Annotated in this window: 11 protein-coding genes, 2 tRNA genes and 3 rRNA genes; 12 read left to right on the top strand and 4 right to left on the bottom strand. The window is 53.3% G+C overall.

Going from position 1 to position 17,405, the window contains the following annotated elements; translation table 11 throughout:
• Positions 1 to 23: 23 nt before the first annotated feature.
• The 3 genes from fre to HV345_RS23155 all read left to right on the top strand — a co-directional run bounded on the left by fre (position 24) and on the right by HV345_RS23155 (position 2,861).
• Positions 24 to 725, top strand: a complete 702-nt coding sequence (fre, locus tag HV345_RS23165; protein ID WP_003828903.1) for an NAD(P)H-flavin reductase — start codon at positions 24 to 26, stop codon at positions 723 to 725.
• A gap of 233 nt (positions 726 to 958) precedes the next feature.
• Positions 959 to 1,873, top strand: coding sequence for an ROK family protein (locus tag HV345_RS23160; RefSeq protein ID WP_047416484.1), 915 nt, complete (start codon positions 959 to 961; stop codon positions 1,871 to 1,873).
• Between the two features lie 7 nt (positions 1,874 to 1,880).
• Positions 1,881 to 2,861: a LacI family DNA-binding transcriptional regulator gene (locus HV345_RS23155; protein ID WP_181636106.1), complete on the top strand. Its 981-nt coding sequence runs from the start codon at positions 1,881 to 1,883 to the stop codon at positions 2,859 to 2,861.
• A 213-nt stretch (positions 2,862 to 3,074) separates the two neighbouring features.
• On the opposite strand, the gene fadA is transcribed toward HV345_RS23155, so the two are convergent.
• Entirely contained in the window at positions 3,075 to 4,238 is a 1,164-nt protein-coding gene (fadA, locus tag HV345_RS23150; protein WP_016155148.1) for an acetyl-CoA C-acyltransferase FadA, read from the bottom strand.
• Positions 4,239 to 4,247: 9 nt separating this feature from the next.
• Positions 4,248 to 6,437, bottom strand: a complete 2,190-nt coding sequence (gene fadB / locus HV345_RS23145) for a fatty acid oxidation complex subunit alpha FadB (RefSeq protein ID WP_103767367.1) — start codon at positions 6,435 to 6,437, stop codon at positions 4,248 to 4,250.
• Between the two features lie 189 nt (positions 6,438 to 6,626).
• Between fadB and pepQ the strand changes: the two genes are divergently transcribed.
• From pepQ to rrf, 9 genes are all read left to right on the top strand, one after another.
• Positions 6,627 to 7,958: a Xaa-Pro dipeptidase gene (gene pepQ / locus HV345_RS23140; protein ID WP_181636105.1), complete on the top strand. Its 1,332-nt coding sequence runs from the start codon at positions 6,627 to 6,629 to the stop codon at positions 7,956 to 7,958.
• On the top strand, positions 7,958 to 8,572 hold the full coding sequence (locus HV345_RS23135; RefSeq protein WP_065554888.1) for an IMPACT family protein: 615 nt from the start codon (positions 7,958 to 7,960) through the stop codon (positions 8,570 to 8,572). The genes pepQ and HV345_RS23135 overlap by 1 nt, the downstream gene beginning before the upstream one ends.
• A gap of 38 nt (positions 8,573 to 8,610) precedes the next feature.
• A complete protein-coding gene (gene trkH, locus HV345_RS23130; protein WP_003017848.1) occupies positions 8,611 to 10,062 on the top strand; it encodes a Trk system potassium transporter TrkH in 1,452 nt (483 codons plus the stop codon).
• A gap of 11 nt (positions 10,063 to 10,073) precedes the next feature.
• Positions 10,074 to 10,619, top strand: a complete 546-nt coding sequence (gene hemG, locus HV345_RS23125) for a menaquinone-dependent protoporphyrinogen IX dehydrogenase (RefSeq protein WP_016155152.1) — start codon at positions 10,074 to 10,076, stop codon at positions 10,617 to 10,619.
• Between the two features lie 374 nt (positions 10,620 to 10,993).
• Positions 10,994 to 12,535, top strand: a 16S ribosomal RNA gene (locus HV345_RS23120).
• A 71-nt stretch (positions 12,536 to 12,606) separates the two neighbouring features.
• A tRNA-Ile gene (locus HV345_RS23115) sits at positions 12,607 to 12,683 on the top strand.
• 108 nt (positions 12,684 to 12,791) lie between these two features.
• A tRNA-Ala gene (locus tag HV345_RS23110) sits at positions 12,792 to 12,867 on the top strand.
• Positions 12,868 to 13,075: 208 nt separating this feature from the next.
• Positions 13,076 to 15,982 (top strand): 23S ribosomal RNA (locus tag HV345_RS23105).
• A 98-nt stretch (positions 15,983 to 16,080) separates the two neighbouring features.
• A 5S ribosomal RNA gene (gene rrf / locus HV345_RS23100) occupies positions 16,081 to 16,196 on the top strand.
• Together the 16S, 23S and 5S rRNA genes with 2 tRNA genes alongside form the textbook arrangement of a ribosomal RNA operon.
• Before the next feature lie 121 nt (positions 16,197 to 16,317).
• On the opposite strand, the gene mobB is transcribed toward rrf, so the two are convergent.
• Together mobB and mobA are read right to left on the bottom strand one after the other, a co-directional pair.
• Positions 16,318 to 16,836 (bottom strand): molybdopterin-guanine dinucleotide biosynthesis protein MobB, encoded by a 519-nt coding sequence (gene mobB, locus HV345_RS23095; protein WP_029139699.1) that lies wholly within the window; start codon positions 16,834 to 16,836, stop codon positions 16,318 to 16,320.
• Positions 16,818 to 17,402, bottom strand: coding sequence for a molybdenum cofactor guanylyltransferase MobA (gene mobA, locus HV345_RS23090; RefSeq protein ID WP_016157861.1), 585 nt, complete (start codon positions 17,400 to 17,402; stop codon positions 16,818 to 16,820). Before mobA ends, mobB begins: the two co-directional genes overlap by 19 nt.
• Positions 17,403 to 17,405 lie beyond the last annotated feature (3 nt).

Here is a 17,405-nt window from a genome sequence, read left to right as displayed (position 1 = left end):
TATTGATCCGACAGAGAGAGCGCATGACAACCTTAAGCTGTAAAGTGACCTCGGTAGAAGCTATCACTGATACCGTATATCGCGTTCGTTTAGTGCCAGACGCGGCGTTTTCCTTTCGTGCTGGCCAGTATTTAATGGTCGTGATGGACGAAAGGGATAAGCGTCCGTTCTCCATGGCATCCACGCCGGACGAGCAAGGATTCATTGAGCTGCACGTTGGCGCCTCTGAGCTAAATCTTTATGCCATGGCTGTGATGGACCGCATTCTGAAAGACCGGGAAATCAAGGTCGACATTCCGCATGGCGAAGCCTGGCTGCGTGATGAAGACGAGCGCCCGCTGATCCTGATTGCCGGTGGTACAGGGTTCTCTTACGTGCGTTCCATTCTGCTTACTGCGCTGGCGCGTAATCCAAACCGCGATATCACCATTTACTGGGGGGGGCGCGAAGAGAAGCATCTCTACGATCTCTCCGAACTGGAAGCGTTGTCTGTTAATCACCCGAATCTGCGCGTTGAGCCAGTGGTGGAACAGCCAGAAGACGGCTGGCGTGGTCGTACGGGAACCGTGTTAACGGCGGTATTGCAGGATTACGGTACCCTGGCTGAGCACGATATCTACATTGCCGGTCGTTTTGAAATGGCCAAAATCGCGCGCGATCTGTTCTGTAATGAACGCAGTGCGCGTGAAGATCGCCTGTTTGGCGACGCTTTCGCGTTCATTTAAGCGCTGTGCGCCGGAGCCCTTCCGGCGCATCCATCAATCATCTGTCTTCCAACTAGCAGGGCGCAGGCCCGGCGTCATTGCCTCTCTTTCTCATCATAATTATTTTTTAGTAAACATAATATGTCCGTCACTCAAACATAAATTGAGTTTTTGTGACAGCTCTCCATGTGTTTAGTAAACAAAATAGGCAAGCTAAACCGCATCACATTGTGAGATGCAAACGAGGAAAAACCATGAGGCTCGGACTGGATATCGGCGGGACTAAAATCGAAGCGGTGGTGATTGATAACGCGGGTGAAATTGTTTACCGCGAACGATGTGCGACACCAAAGCAGCGTTACGGTGATTTTTTCCAGGCCGTGACGGAGATGATAGCCAGGGCTATGCAGGCCATTAATCAGCCTTTATCGGTTGGCATCGGGGTGCCAGGTGCGGTGGATAGCGAAGGTTTGATTAAGAATTCCAACATTCTGGTGCTGAATCAGCAGGCCTTTGCGCAAGATCTCGAGCGTGCATTAGGAATGCCAGTGCCCGTTACCAATGATGCCAACTGCTTTACCCTGTCAGAAGCGATGGACGGTAGTGGGCGTGGGCATAGCGTGGTATTTGGCGTGATCCTCGGTACCGGATGCGGCGGTGGTCTATGCATCGAGAACCGGTTGATCTCCGGCCCTAACGCCTGTGCTGGAGAGTGGGGGCATAATGCCTTGCCGCGCTACCACGGATCTCGGGACGGGGCTGAAGTGACATGCTATTGCGGACAGTTGAACTGTATTGAGAGCTTTATTTCGGGTAGTGGCCTGGAGCGCCAGTATATGAATCACACCGCGCAACATATGGGTGTGCCACAAATTATGCAACGGGTAGCATCGGGTGATGCAGACGCCTGTTTGTTGTGGGAACGCTATTGCGATCAACTGGCTCGCGCGTTGGCGAGTGTGGTGAATATGCTCGATCCCGATGTTATCGTGCTGGGGGGCGGGGTATCCAATATCGATTTACTGTACTCAGGCTTACAGGCGCGAGTGGCGCAGTACGTGTTTGGTAAACAGTGCCGCACACCGATCGTTCAGGCCCGCCACGGCGACAGCAGCGGCGTACGCGGCGCAGCCTGGCTGGGGGCACAACAAGCCATAGTAAATCCATGAGAGTGAAATGACGAAACCTGTACGTATCAGAGACATTGCCGACGCTTGTGGCGTCTCGGTTGGCGCTGTTTCCCGCGCGCTAAAAGGGCAACCGGGGCTGCGTGAAGAGACCCGGCAGCGCATTATTTCAGTGGCGCAGCAGCAGGGTTATGATTTTTCACGCCTGCGCGCAGATAAAATCAAACGTGTCCTGTTTTTACTGCATCGCCAGCACAATATCAGCCGGGCTTTACCGTTTTACTCTCAACTGCTGCTGGGGATAGAAGATCTGTGTCGCGAAAAGGGGGTTGCGCTGAGCTTTCTCTCTATAGGTCCAGGCGATGCAGTGAGTGAGCAGGTGATGCTGCACCAGCCTGATGCGCTGATCTGCGCGGGATTTTTTGAACCTGAGTTGCTTGGGCTGCTACAACAGATGAAATTGCCGCTGGTACTGGTGGATCTCTGGGTGCCAGGACTGCCTTGCGTGAATCCTGACAATACCCTGGGCGGCTATCTGGCCACGCAACATCTGATTGCACAAGGCCGCAGCCGCATTGCTTTTCTTGCCAGTACGCTCGCGCACTACAGCATCCGTCAGCGTGAAAAGGGCTACCGTCAGGCATTGTATGAAGCCCGTTTGCTAATGCCGCCAGAGTATGACGTCGTTGCGCCGCCGCTGCTGGATACCGAGCAATCTCTGGTGGATGCGGTTAATGAGCTACTCAGACTGCCAGAGCCGCCCGATGCCATTTTTGCCTATAACGACGCGGCAGCGATGGTTGTTCAGCAGGTGTGTGCGCAGCAGGGTATACGTATCCCGGAAGATCTTGCGCTGGTGGGATTTGATGATATCGATGCTGCGTCCTGGTCACATCCGCCGCTGACTACCGTTGCGGTTGATAAAAAACAGCTGGGGCGTGAAGCGCTGCGTTTACTGCTGGAAGAAAATCAGGAAGAGAATCTGCTGCTGCCGGTGCAGTTAGTGGTGCGTGGTAGTTCAGGGAAATAAAAAACCCGCCCCTGACAGGCGGGAAGAACGGCAACTAAACTTTCTCTCTTCGCCATTGGCACCATAACTGTGTTGGCTTCGCTCATTCACCCGAATCACTTACTATACGTAAGCTCATCGGGATTCATTCGCTTGCCGCCTTGTTCTGGCACCAATGGCTTTGAGATAACATTTCGTAGGCCGGGCAAGCGAAGCGCCCCCGGCATGCTTTGATTAAACTCGCTCAAATACCGTTGCGATACCCTGACCTAACCCGATACACATCGTCGCCAGACCAAACTGCACGTCTTTGCGTTCCATCAGGTTGAGCAGGGTGGTGCTGATACGCGCCCCAGAACAGCCCAGCGGGTGACCCAAGGCGATCGCCCCGCCGTTGAGGTTGATCTTCTCATCGATCTGCTCCATCAGCCCCAGATCTTTAATACACGGCAAGATCTGAGCGGCAAAGGCTTCGTTCATCTCAAACAAACCGATGTCGCTGGTGGAGAGTCCCGCTTTTTTCAGCGCCAGCTTTGAGGCCGGAACCGGGCCGTAACCCATGATTGACGGATCGCAGCCGACAACAGCCATCGAACGAATACGGGCACGCGGCGTCAGACCCAGTTGACGGGCGCGGCTTTCGCTCATTACCAGCATCGCCGCTGCGCCGTCGGAGAGCGCAGAAGAGGTACCGGCAGTCACCGTTCCGTTCACCGGATCGAACGCCGGGCGCAGGGTGGAGAGCGCTTCAACGGTCGTTTCCGGACGGATAACCTCATCGTAGTTAAACTGCTTCAGCACGCCGTCGGCATCATGGCCGCCGGTCGGGATGATTTCGTTTTTAAAAGCGCCAGACTGTGTTGCAGCCCAGGCGCGAGCGTGTGAACGTGCGGCGAAAGCGTCCTGCATTTCACGACTGATGCCGTGCATGCGGGAGAGCATTTCCGCGGTCAGGCCCATCATCCCTGCGGCTTTCGCCACGTTGCGGCTCATACCCGGGTGGAAATCAACGCCGTGGCTCATTGGCACATGGCCCATATGCTCAACGCCGCCAATCAGGCACGCCTGAGCATCACCAGTCATGATCATGCGTGCCGCATCGTGCAGCGCCTGCATGGACGAACCGCACAGGCGATTGACCGTGACGGCCGGAACGGAGTGCGGAACTTCCGCCAACAGCGCGGCATTACGGGCGATATTGAAACCCTGCTCCAGCGTTTGTTGCACACAGCCCCAGTAAATGTCATCAAGCGCGGTTGGCTCCAGCGCCGGATTACGCGCCAGCAGGCTACGCATTAAATGTGCAGAGAGATCTTCTGCCCGCACGTTCCGAAACGCGCCCCCTTTTGAACGGCCCATCGGGGTACGGATCGCATCAACAATTACAACCTGTTCCATTGTGACTCCTTAAGCCGTTTTCAGGCTGCCAACCGGGCGGGCTGGCTCAACCTGGGGATAATACGGTTCGTTATGGCGCGCTTTATCACGCAGACCGACCGGAACTTCATACAGCGGACCAAGGTGCTGATACTGCTGAGCCATATCGAGATACTTCGCGCTGCCGAGCGTATCCAGCCAGCGGAACGCACCGCCATGGAACGGAGGGAAGCCCAGACCGTATACCAGCGCCATATCGGCTTCTGCCGGGCTGGCGATAATGCCTTCTTCCAGGCAACGCACTACTTCGTTGACCATAGGGATCATCATGCGGGCGATAATCTCTTCATCGCTGAAGTCGCGTTTCGGCTGGCTGACCTCTGCCAGCAGATCGTCAACGATGGCATCTTCTTCTTTCTTCGGCTTGCCCTTGTTGTCTTCTTTATAACGCCAGAATCCAAGACCGTTTTTCTGCCCGAAACGGTTAGCATCAAACAGGGCGTCTATCGCATCGCGATAATCTTTCTGCATACGCTGAGGGAAGCCTGCGGACATCACCGCCTGCGCGTGGTGCGCGGTATCAATACCTACCACGTCCAGCAGATAAGCCGGGCCCATCGGCCAACCAAACTGTTTTTCCATCACTTTGTCGACTTTGCGGAAATCCGCCCCGTCGCGCAGTAACTGACTGAAACCGGCAAAATAGGGGAACAGCACGCGGTTAACGAAGAAACCAGGGCAGTCATTAACCACAATCGGCGTTTTGCCCATCTGGCTTGCCCAGGCGACAACCTTAGCGATGGTTTCATCCGAGCTTTTCTCGCCGCGAATGATCTCAACCAGCGGCATACGGTGCACCGGGTTAAAGAAGTGCATCCCACAGAAGTTTTCCGGACGCTTAAGCGCGCTGGCCAGTTCGTTGATTGGGATGGTGGAAGTATTCGAAGCCAGTACGGTGTCCGGGCGAACCTGATCTTCGGTTTCCGCCAGTACCGCTTTTTTCACTTTTGGGTTTTCTACGACCGCTTCAACTACCACGTCCACGCGTTCGAAACCGCTATAGTCGAGGGTGGGATGAATGGTGGAAATAACGCCCGCCATTTTCAGACCGTCAATTTTGCCGCGCTCAAGCTGTTTGTTCAGTAGCTTGGCCGCTTCGGTCATGCCCAGCGTTAATGATTTGTCGTTGATATCTTTCATGACAACCGGCACGCCTTTCCAGGCCGACTGGTAAGCGATGCCGCCGCCCATAATGCCTGCGCCCAGCACAGCCGCTTGCTTTGGCGCTTCAACATTTTTGGTGAGCTTTTTGGCTTTGGCTTTCACGAACTGATCGTTAAGGAAAATTCCAACCAGTGCGCGGGCTTCATTGGTGTGCGCGAGTGGAACAAAGCTTTTATTTTCCAGATTCAGCGCTTCTTCACGACCAAAACGGGCCGCTGCTTCAATGGTTTTTACCGCGGTAATCGGTGCGGGATAATGCTTACCTGCCGTCTGCGCCACCATACCTTTGGCGATGGTAAAGCTCATTGCCGCTTCAATTTTACTGAGTTTCAACGGCTCCAGCTTCGGCTGACGTTTGGCTTTCCAGTCGAGGTCGCCGTTAATCGCCTGACGTAATACCGCGATCGCGCCATCAAGCAGTTTGTCTTGCTTCACTACGCCATCGACCAGACCGATTTTTAGCGCCTGCTCAGCACCCACATCTTTACCCGCAGCAATAATTTCCAGCGCGCTGTCCGCACCCAGCATACGTGGCATACGCACGGAGCCGCCAAAGCCTGGCATAATGCCCAGCTTGGTTTCCGGCAGGCCGATGCGCAGGTCCGGCGTAGCCAGACGATAATCGGTCGCCAGGACACACTCACAGCCGCCGCCCAGCGCATAGCCGTTAACCGCTGAGAGAGTCGGAACAGGCAGATCTTCCAGGCGATTAAACACGCTGTTGGCAAAATGCAGCCACTGGCTCAACTGCTCTTCAGGCACGAGGAACAGTGAAAGGAATTCGGTGATGTCGGCACCAACAATAAAGGCTGCTTTGTTAGAACGCAGCAGCAGCCCTTTTAAATTCGGTTGTTTTTCCAGCACGTCAAGCGCATGGCCCAGGCTGGCAACGGTGGCCGTGTCGAGTTTATTGACTGAGCCTGGGGCATCGAACACCAGTTCGGCGATGCCATCTTCCAGCCAGTCGAGGTACAGGGTGTCGCCTTTGTAAAGCATGTCAGTCTCCTGAATCCGCAAGGTGATCTGGTCATACCAGATGAATCGAAGTGTGTGTTTTGTGTTAATAAAATGCAAATGAATGATTAAAGAAATGACGATTTGATCACGCTCGGCAGAAATCACGCACTCACAAACCGATGTGCTAAGATGCGGACACTTGAGGTCAAAAAAACAGAAGGATAGAAAATGGAATCACTGGCCGCACTCTATAAAAATCATATCGTTACCCTACAAGAACGGACGCGCGACGCGCTGGATCGCTTCAAGCTGGATGCGTTACTTATTCACTCAGGAGAACTTGTTAACGTCTTTCTCGACGATCATCCCTACCCGTTTAAGGTCAATCCGCAATTCAAAGCCTGGGTGCCTGTAACGCAGGTTCCTAACTGCTGGTTGCTGGTGGATGGCGTGAATAAGCCGAAATTGTGGTTCTACCTGCCGGTCGATTACTGGCACAACGTTGAGCCGCTGCCGACCTCCTTCTGGACGGAAGAAATTGAGATCATCGCGCTGCCAAAAGCTGATGGTATCGGTAGCCAGCTGCCTGCTGCTCGCGGCAATATCGGTTACATCGGTCCGGTTCCGGAACGCGCGCTGCAGCTGGACATCGCGGCCAGCAATATCAACCCGAAAGGGGTTATCGACTACCTGCATTATTATCGTGCTTACAAAACAGATTACGAACTGGCCTGTATGCGCGAAGCACAGAAAATGGCGGTGAATGGACACCGTGCCGCGGAAGAAGCGTTCCGTACCGGGATGAGCGAGTTTGACATCAACCTCGCTTACCTGACTGCTACCGGTCATCGCGACACCGACGTGCCGTACAGCAACATCGTGGCGCTTAACGAGCATGCTTCGGTTCTGCATTACACCAGGCTGGATCATCAGGCTCCGTCTGAAATCCGCAGTTTCCTGCTGGACGCCGGTGCGGAATACAACGGCTATGCAGCAGACCTGACGCGTACGTGGTCGGCGAAAAGCGACAACGACTATGCGCATCTGGTGAAGGATGTGAATGACGAGCAACTGGCGCTGATTGCCACTATGAAAGCGGGCACCAGCTATGTGGATTATCACATTCAGTTCCATCAGCGCATCGCGAAGCTGCTGCGTAAGCATCAAATCGTCACTGATATGAGTGAAGAGGCGATGGTGGAAAACGATCTTACCGGGCCGTTTATGCCGCATGGCATTGGTCACCCGCTGGGTCTGCAGGTACACGATGTCGCTGGTTTTATGCAGGATGACAGCGGTACGCATCTGGCCGCGCCGTCGAAGTATCCTTACCTGCGTTGCACCCGCGTGCTGCAACCGGGCATGGTCCTGACCATCGAACCGGGCATCTACTTCATTGAATCGCTGTTGGCGCCGTGGCGTGAAGGGCAGTTCAGCAAACACTTCAACTGGCAGAAAATTGAAGCCCTGAAACCGTTCGGCGGTATTCGAATTGAAGACAACGTGGTGGTCCACGAGAACAATATCGAAAACATGACACGGGATTTAAAACTGGCGTAATGGACAGTTGGTTAATCCCTGCGGCGCCGGTAAGCGTCGTTGAAGAGATCAAAAAAAGCCGCTTCATTACGCTGCTCGCCCATACGGACGGCGTAGAAGCGGCGAAAGCGTTTGTTGAGTCAGTCAAAACGGAACACCCGGACGCCCGCCACCATTGTGTGGCGTGGGTGGCGGGCGCGCCCAATGACTCGCAGCAGCTGGGATTTTCAGACGATGGCGAACCGGCAGGTACGGCAGGCAAACCGATGCTCGCGCAGCTGATGGGGAGTGGCATCGGTGAGATTACCGCGGTGGTGGTGCGCTACTACGGCGGTATCCTTCTGGGTACGGGTGGGCTAGTGAAAGCCTACGGTGGCGGCGTGAATCAGGCGTTGCGTCAGTTAACGACGCAGCGCAAGACGCCATTAACCGAATATACTTTGCAGTGTGAGTACGGTCAGCTGGCAGGCATTGAAGCTTTGCTGGGGCAGTTTGACGGTAAAGTTGTTGCCAGTGATTACCAGGCTTTTGTTCGGCTCAGGGTGGCGCTTCCTTATGCCAAAGTGGATGAATTTTCGGCAAAACTGGCGGATTTTAGTCGTGGTTCATTGCAATTGTTAGCGATTGAAGAATAATCCCCACCTCATTTTAAAGAACTAAGGAAGCGGCAGAGATGCATTTTCGCGCCATCACCCGAATCGTTGGACTACTGGTCATCTTATTCTCGGGGACAATGATTATCCCCGGACTGGTAGCGCTCATCTACCGCGATGGGGCAGGGCGTGCGTTTACTCAAACTTTCTTCGTTGCTCTGGCGATCGGCTCCATGCTGTGGTGGCCAAACCGTAAAGAGAAGGGCGAGCTGAAATCGCGCGAAGGGTTTCTGATTGTCGTTTTGTTCTGGACCGTGCTGGGTAGCGTGGGTGCGCTACCGTTCATCTTTGCGGAAAGCCCTAACCTCACGATAACCGACGCTTTTTTTGAATCCTTCTCCGGATTAACCACCACGGGGGCGACAACGCTGGTGGGGCTGGATTCATTGCCACACGCTATCCTCTTTTATCGACAGATGCTGCAATGGTTCGGCGGGATGGGGATCATCGTGCTGGCGGTGGCTATTCTGCCTATTCTTGGCGTCGGTGGGATGCAGCTCTACCGGGCAGAAATGCCGGGCCCGCTGAAAGATAACAAAATGCGTCCGCGTATTGCCGAAACGGCGAAAACGCTGTGGCTTATCTATGTATTACTGACGGTGGCGTGTGCGCTGGCGCTATGGTTTGCCGGGATGCCCGCGTTTGACGCTATTGGGCACAGCTTTGCTACGATAGCCATCGGCGGCTTTTCCACACACGATGCCAGCGTGGGGTATTTCGACAGTCCCACGATTAACACCATTATTGCTATCTTCTTGCTGATCTCCGGTTGTAACTATGGTCTGCACTTCTCTTTACTCAGCGGTCGCAGCCTGAAGGTCTACTGGCGCGATCCAGAATTCCGCATGTTCATTGGGGTGCAGCTGACGCTGGTGGCTGTCTGTACGCTGGTGCTGTGGATACACAATACCTACGGTTCGGCACTCACGACCATCAACCAGGCTTTTTTTCAGGTGGTATCGATGGCGACGACCGCCGGATTTACTACGGACAGTATTGCCCGCTGGCCGCTGTTCCTGCCGGTGCTGTTGCTATGTTCTGCTTTTATTGGCGGCTGTGCCGGGTCGACGGGCGGTGGCTTGAAGGTGATTCGAATCCTGTTGCTGTTTAAGCAGGGTAACCGCGAATTGAAACGACTGGTCCACCCGAATGCGGTTTACAGTATCAAGCTGGGTAACCGTGCTTTGCCGGAGCGAATCCTTGAAGCTGTGTGGGGATTCTTCTCTGCCTATGCGCTGGTCTTTATTATCAGTATGCTGGCGATTATTGCGACCGGTGTTGATGACTTCTCCGCGTTTGCCTCTGTTGTGGCGACGCTGAATAACCTGGGGCCAGGGCTGGGGGTTGTTGCCGACAACTTTGCCAGTATGAACCCCGTGGCGAAGTGGATCCTGATTGCCAATATGCTGTTTGGTCGTCTGGAGGTCTTTACCCTGCTGGTACTCTTTACCCCTACCTTCTGGCGTGAATAATGGAGTAACACGTGAAAACACTGATTCTTTTTTCTTCCCGGGACGGACAAACGCGTGAAATCGCCGAGTATCTGGCTTCTGAACTCAAAGAGCTGGGCGTTTGGGCGGATGTCGTTAATTTGCATCGTACCGCGGAGCCTGACTGGCAAAATTATGACAGCGTGGTGATTGGCGCCTCGATTCGCTATGGTCATTACCATGCAGCTTTTCAGGAGTTTGTGAAAAAGCATGCCACGCGGCTGAACGCGATGCCGAGTGCCTTCTACTCCGTAAACCTGGTTGCCCGTAAACCGGAGAAACGCACGCCGCAAACTAACAGCTATGCGCGTAAGTTCCTGATGAGTTCGCCGTGGCGGCCTGATCGCAGTGCGGTTATTGCTGGCGCTTTGCTGTATCCCCGCTATCGCTGGTATGACCGCGTTATGATCCAACTGATAATGAAGATGTCAGGCGGTGAAACAGATACCAATAAAGAAGTGGTGTATACCGATTGGGAACAGGTCGCGGATTTCGCGCGGGAAATCGCCCAATTAACCCACAAAACGTTGTCAAAATAAGCACAAAGAATAAAAAATACGCACTCGGAAGATTATTTTAAATTTCCCCTTGTCAGCCTGAAATAACTCCCTATAATGCGCCTCCACTGACACGGAACAACGGATTACACGCCGCCGGGTCAGCGGGGTTCCACTGAGAATCTCGCAGAGAAAAGCAAAAATAAATGCTTGACTCTGAATGAGGAAAACGTAATATACGGGACCTCGCGACAGAGCGCTAAAGCGCGTCGCAACTGCTCTTTAACAATTTATCAGACAATCTGTGTGGGCACTCGAAGATACGGATTCTTAACGTCGCAAGACGAAAAATGAATACCAAGTCTCTGAGTGAACACGTAATTCATTACGAAGTTTAATTCACGAGCATCAAACTTAAATTGAAGAGTTTGATCATGGCTCAGATTGAACGCTGGCGGCAGGCCTAACACATGCAAGTCGAACGGTAGCACAGAGGAGCTTGCTCCTTGGGTGACGAGTGGCGGACGGGTGAGTAATGTCTGGGAAACTGCCCGATGGAGGGGGATAACTACTGGAAACGGTAGCTAATACCGCATAACGTCGCAAGACCAAAGAGGGGGACCTTCGGGCCTCTTGCCATCGGATGTGCCCAGATGGGATTAGCTAGTAGGTGGGGTAACGGCTCACCTAGGCGACGATCCCTAGCTGGTCTGAGAGGATGACCAGCCACACTGGAACTGAGACACGGTCCAGACTCCTACGGGAGGCAGCAGTGGGGAATATTGCACAATGGGCGCAAGCCTGATGCAGCCATGCCGCGTGTATGAAGAAGGCCTTCGGGTTGTAAAGTACTTTCAGCGAGGAGGAAGGTGTTGAGGTTAATAACCGCAGCAATTGACGTTACTCGCAGAAGAAGCACCGGCTAACTCCGTGCCAGCAGCCGCGGTAATACGGAGGGTGCAAGCGTTAATCGGAATTACTGGGCGTAAAGCGCACGCAGGCGGTCTGTCAAGTCGGATGTGAAATCCCCGGGCTCAACCTGGGAACTGCATCCGAAACTGGCAGGCTAGAGTCTTGTAGAGGGGGGTAGAATTCCAGGTGTAGCGGTGAAATGCGTAGAGATCTGGAGGAATACCGGTGGCGAAGGCGGCCCCCTGGACAAAGACTGACGCTCAGGTGCGAAAGCGTGGGGAGCAAACAGGATTAGATACCCTGGTAGTCCACGCCGTAAACGATGTCGACTTGGAGGTTGTGCCCTTGAGGCGTGGCTTCCGGAGCTAACGCGTTAAGTCGACCGCCTGGGGAGTACGGCCGCAAGGTTAAAACTCAAATGAATTGACGGGGGCCCGCACAAGCGGTGGAGCATGTGGTTTAATTCGATGCAACGCGAAGAACCTTACCTACTCTTGACATCCAGAGAACTTAGCAGAGATGCTTTGGTGCCTTCGGGAACTCTGAGACAGGTGCTGCATGGCTGTCGTCAGCTCGTGTTGTGAAATGTTGGGTTAAGTCCCGCAACGAGCGCAACCCTTATCCTTTGTTGCCAGCGATTCGGTCGGGAACTCAAAGGAGACTGCCAGTGATAAACTGGAGGAAGGTGGGGATGACGTCAAGTCATCATGGCCCTTACGAGTAGGGCTACACACGTGCTACAATGGCATATACAAAGAGAAGCGACCTCGCGAGAGCAAGCGGACCTCATAAAGTATGTCGTAGTCCGGATTGGAGTCTGCAACTCGACTCCATGAAGTCGGAATCGCTAGTAATCGTGGATCAGAATGCCACGGTGAATACGTTCCCGGGCCTTGTACACACCGCCCGTCACACCATGGGAGTGGGTTGCAAAAGAAGTAGGTAGCTTAACCTTCGGGAGGGCGCTTACCACTTTGTGATTCATGACTGGGGTGAAGTCGTAACAAGGTAACCGTAGGGGAACCTGCGGTTGGATCACCTCCTTACCTTAAAGAAACGTTCTTTGTAGTGCTCACACAGATTGTCTGATGAAAATTAGCAGTAAGAAAATCTCTGCAGGCTTGTAGCTCAGGTGGTTAGAGCGCACCCCTGATAAGGGTGAGGTCGGTGGTTCAAGTCCACTCAGGCCTACCAAATTCGCCTCCGTGCTGTGTTACGGCGATGCTCGCATACTTCAGTATGCTTCGCACCACCGCGCCTTGCCCGGAAACGAATTAGGGTACAGAGATTAGCATTTACGATGGGGCTATAGCTCAGCTGGGAGAGCGCCTGCTTTGCACGCAGGAGGTCTGCGGTTCGATCCCGCATAGCTCCACCATCCTTTACTGCAAAAAAACAAGAAAACTTCAGAGTGTACCTGAAAAGGTTCACTGCGAAGTTTTGCTCTTTAAAAATCTGGATCAAGCTGAAAATTGAAACGACACACTGTTTCATTTCTCCGTAAACAAGAAATGAAAAGCGGTGTGTTCGAGTCTCTCAAATTTTCGCAATACTGAAGTGTTTTACGAAACATCTTCGGGTTGTGAGGTTAAGCGACTAAGCGTACACGGTGGATGCCCTGGCAGTCAGAGGCGATGAAGGACGTGCTAATCTGCGATAAGCGTCGGTAAGGTGATATGAACCGTTATAACCGGCGATTTCCGAATGGGGAAACCCAGTGTGATTCGTCACACTATCATTACGTGAATACATAGCGTAATGAAGCGAACCGGGGGAACTGAAACATCTAAGTACCCCGAGGAAAAGAAATCAACCGAGATTCCCCCAGTAGCGGCGAGCGAACGGGGAGCAGCCCAGAGTCTGAATCAGCATGTGTGGTAGTGGAACGGTCTGGAAAGTCCGGCGATACAGGGTGACAGCCCCGTACACAAAAGTGCATATGTTGTGAACTCGAAGAGTAGGGCGGGACACGTGGTATCCTGTCTGAATATGGGGGGACCATCCTCCAAGGCTAAATACTCCTGACTGACCGATAGTGAACCAGTACCGTGAGGGAAAGGCGAAAAGAACCCCGGCGAGGGGAGTGAAAAAGAACCTGAAACCGTGTACGTACAAGCAGTGGGAGCCTCTTTATGGGGTGACTGCGTACCTTTTGTATAATGGGTCAGCGACTTATATTCTGTAGCAAGGTTAACCGAATAGGGGAGCCGAAGGGAAACCGAGTCTTAACTGGGCGTTAAGTTGCAGGGTATAGACCCGAAACCCGGTGATCTAGCCATGGGCAGGTTGAAGGTTGGGTAACACTAACTGGAGGACCGAACCGACTAATGTTGAAAAATTAGCGGATGACTTGTGGCTGGGGGTGAAAGGCCAATCAAACCGGGAGATAGCTGGTTCTCCCCGAAAGCTATTTAGGTAGCGCCTCGTGAACTCATCTTCGGGGGTAGAGCACTGTTTCGGCTAGGGGGTCATCCCGACTTACCAACCCGATGCAAACTGCGAATACCGAAGAATGTTATCACGGGAGACACACGGCGGGTGCTAACGTCCGTCGTGAAGAGGGAAACAACCCAGACCGCCAGCTAAGGTCCCAAAGTCATGGTTAAGTGGGAAACGATGTGGGAAGGCACAGACAGCCAGGATGTTGGCTTAGAAGCAGCCATCATTTAAAGAAAGCGTAATAGCTCACTGGTCGAGTCGGCCTGCGCGGAAGATGTAACGGGGCTAAACCATGCACCGAAGCTGCGGCAGCGACACTATGTGTTGTTGGGTAGGGGAGCGTTCTGTAAGCCGTTGAAGGTGTGCTGTGAGGCATGCTGGAGGTATCAGAAGTGCGAATGCTGACATAAGTAACGATAATGCGGGTGAAAAACCCGCACGCCGGAAGACCAAGGGTTCCTGTCCAACGTTAATCGGGGCAGGGTGAGTCGACCCCTAAGGCGAGGCCGAAAGGCGTAGTCGATGGGAAACAGGTTAATATTCCTGTACTTGGTGTTACTGCGAAGGGGGGACGGAGAAGGCTATGTTAGCCGGGCGACGGTTGTCCCGGTTTAAGCATGTAGGCGGAGATTCCAGGTAAATCCGGAGTCTTGCTAACGCTGAGGTGTGATGACGAGGCACTACGGTGCTGAAGTAACAAATGCCCTGCTTCCAGGAAAAGCCTCTAAGCATCAGGTAACACGAAATCGTACCCCAAACCGACACAGGTGGTCAGGTAGAGAATACCAAGGCGCTTGAGAGAACTCGGGTGAAGGAACTAGGCAAAATGGTGCCGTAACTTCGGGAGAAGGCACGCTGATATGTAGGTGAAGTGATTTACTCATGGAGCTGAAATCAGTCGAAGATACCAGCTGGCTGCAACTGTTTATTAAAAACACAGCACTGTGCAAACACGAAAGTGGACGTATACGGTGTGACGCCTGCCCGGTGCCGGAAGGTTAATTGATGGGGTTATCCGTAAGGAGAAGCTCTTGATCGAAGCCCCGGTAAACGGCGGCCGTAACTATAACGGTCCTAAGGTAGCGAAATTCCTTGTCGGGTAAGTTCCGACCTGCACGAATGGCGTAATGATGGCCAGGCTGTCTCCACCCGAGACTCAGTGAAATTGAACTCGCTGTGAAGATGCAGTGTACCCGCGGCAAGACGGAAAGACCCCGTGAACCTTTACTATAGCTTGACACTGAACACTGGTCCTTGATGTGTAGGATAGGTGGGAGGCTTTGAAGTGTGGACGCCAGTCTGCATGGAGCCAACCTTGAAATACCACCCTTTAATGGCTGGTGTTCTAACGTAGACCCGTGATCCGGGTTGCGGACAGTGTCTGGTGGGTAGTTTGACTGGGGCGGTCTCCTCCTAAAGAGTAACGGAGGAGCACGAAGGTTAGCTAATCCTGGTCGGACATCAGGAGGTTAGTGCAAAGGCATAAGCTAGCTTGACTGCGAGAGTGACGGCTCGAGCAGGTGCGAAAGCAGGTCTTAGTGATCCGGTGGTTCTGAATGGAAGGGCCATCGCTCAACGGATAAAAGGTACTCCGGGGATAACAGGCTGATACCGCCCAAGAGTTCATATCGACGGCGGTGTTTGGCACCTCGATGTCGGCTCATCACATCCTGGGGCTGAAGTAGGTCCCAAGGGTATGGCTGTTCGCCATTTAAAGTGGTACGCGAGCTGGGTTTAGAACGTCGTGAGACAGTTCGGTCCCTATCTGCCGTGGGCGCTGGAGAATTGAGGGGGGCTGCTCCTAGTACGAGAGGACCGGAGTGGACGCATCACTGGTGTTCGGGTTGTCATGCCAATGGCATTGCCCGGTAGCTAAATGCGGAAGAGATAAGTGCTGAAAGCATCTAAGCACGAAACTTGCCCCGAGATGAGTTCTCCCTGACCCTTTAAGGGTCCTGAAGGAACGTTGAAGACGACGACGTTGATAGGTCGGGTGTGTAAGCGTAGCGATACGTTGAGCTAACCGATACTAATGAACCGTGAGGCTTAACCTTACAACGCCAAAGGTGTTTTGGCGAAAGAGACATCGAAATTCAGCTTGATTACAGATTACATCGACAGGCCCGAGAGGTTTGTTGATAAACAGAATTTGCCTGGCGGCTGTAGCGCGGTGGTCCCACCTGACCCCATGCCGAACTCAGAAGTGAAACGCCGTAGCGCCGATGGTAGTGTGGGGTCTCCCCATGCGAGAGTAGGGAACTGCCAGGCATCAAATAAGTGAAGAAGCCCATCCTGCCGGATGGGCTTTTTTGCGTCTGTGCGGGATGAAAATCGCCGGAAGTGACCTCCCGCCTTATCCGGCCTACAAAGGCGTATCACGACACAGCAGCTATCTTCTTATCCATTGCGTAACAAAATCGGCAACTTGCTGTATATCGTTGATATCTAACAATGGAACATCCACCGCAAGCGGAATATCACTGGCAACCGCGATAACATAGTTGTCTAACGCCAGGTCCTCTGGACTGTGCCCGCAACCGTCGCGAAAAAGAACGATCTTAGCAACAGGTTCATGCTTAAAGCCCTCAACCAACACCATATCCAGTGTAGAAGCATCCATCCTGCTTACCAGGTACGCTAAATCCAGTTCGGGCTCTTCAGGGGTCTCTACCATTAATGCCCAGCGCTGCTGGCTGGCGACCAGGGTTTGTGCTGCACCGGCTTTGCGTAGCTCATAGCTATCTTTGCCGGGCTTATCAACATCCATATTGTGATGAGTATGCTTAATCAATCCGGGACGAATGCCTCTGGCACGTAGCTCCGGGATCAATTTTTTAAGCAGCGTAGTTTTTCCCGTTCCACTCCATGCTGCTATAGCGAGTAATGGGATCATGATTTGTCCTGCCATTTTGCAAGTTCTTCAGGGGTGTTCACGTTCACGAACGCATCTTTATGATCGCTGAAATCGACAGCATGACCGCCAGCCTGGCGCATAAAGACCATGACGCGTCTTTCACCGGACTGAAGATAATCTTGTAGCAAGGGTTGCATGGTGCGGTGCATTAGCGCAATGGTCGGATGATCTCTTTCGCCATCATGCACCCAGACAACCGGTGCAGCTTTGCGCTGCTCCTTCAAACGTTTGACCAGATCGTGAGGAATATAGGGCATATCGCACGGGCAGAACAGAAACCACTCCCCCGCTTGCTGCAGGAATACCGATAGCATCCCGGCCAGTGGGCCAGGGAAATCGGCCAATGAATCAGGGATAACTTTCAGGCCGCTTTGTTGGTAAATATCCCGGTGGCGATTGGCATTAACCACCACGGTTTCGACCTGTAAAGCGAGGGTATCGGCTACGTGCCGCCAAAGAGGTTTACCGTCCAGCTCAAGCAGACCTTTATCGGTTCCGCCCATCCGTCTGGCCTTACCGCCTGCCAGCACAACCCCTGTTATTGCACTATCCAGAATCACTGA

Source organism: Citrobacter sp. RHBSTW-00986 (assembly GCF_013783065.1).
In the GTDB taxonomy this organism is placed as follows: domain Bacteria; phylum Pseudomonadota; class Gammaproteobacteria; order Enterobacterales; family Enterobacteriaceae; genus Citrobacter; species Citrobacter braakii.
The sequence above is the reverse complement of the archived record's forward strand: the minus strand, read 5'-3'. Positions and strand labels throughout refer to the sequence as shown.

What these genes read in the sequence shown, in the direction of transcription:
- fre (WP_003828903.1), top strand. Translation starts at nt 24, where the DNA reads ATGACAACCTTAAGCTGTAAAGTGACCTCGGTAGAAGCTATCACTGAT.
- HV345_RS23160 (WP_047416484.1), top strand. Translation starts at nt 959, where the DNA reads ATGAGGCTCGGACTGGATATCGGCGGGACTAAAATCGAAGCGGTGGTG.
- HV345_RS23155 (WP_181636106.1), top strand. Translation starts at nt 1,881, where the DNA reads ATGACGAAACCTGTACGTATCAGAGACATTGCCGACGCTTGTGGCGTC.
- fadA (WP_016155148.1), bottom strand. Translation starts at nt 4,238, where the DNA reads ATGGAACAGGTTGTAATTGTTGATGCGATCCGTACCCCGATGGGCCGT.
- fadB (WP_103767367.1), bottom strand. Translation starts at nt 6,437, where the DNA reads ATGCTTTACAAAGGCGACACCCTGTACCTCGACTGGCTGGAAGATGGC.
- pepQ (WP_181636105.1), top strand. Translation starts at nt 6,627, where the DNA reads ATGGAATCACTGGCCGCACTCTATAAAAATCATATCGTTACCCTACAA.
- HV345_RS23135 (WP_065554888.1), top strand. Translation starts at nt 7,958, where the DNA reads ATGGACAGTTGGTTAATCCCTGCGGCGCCGGTAAGCGTCGTTGAAGAG.
- trkH (WP_003017848.1), top strand. Translation starts at nt 8,611, where the DNA reads ATGCATTTTCGCGCCATCACCCGAATCGTTGGACTACTGGTCATCTTA.
- mobB (WP_029139699.1), bottom strand. Translation starts at nt 16,836, where the DNA reads ATGGCAGGACAAATCATGATCCCATTACTCGCTATAGCAGCATGGAGT.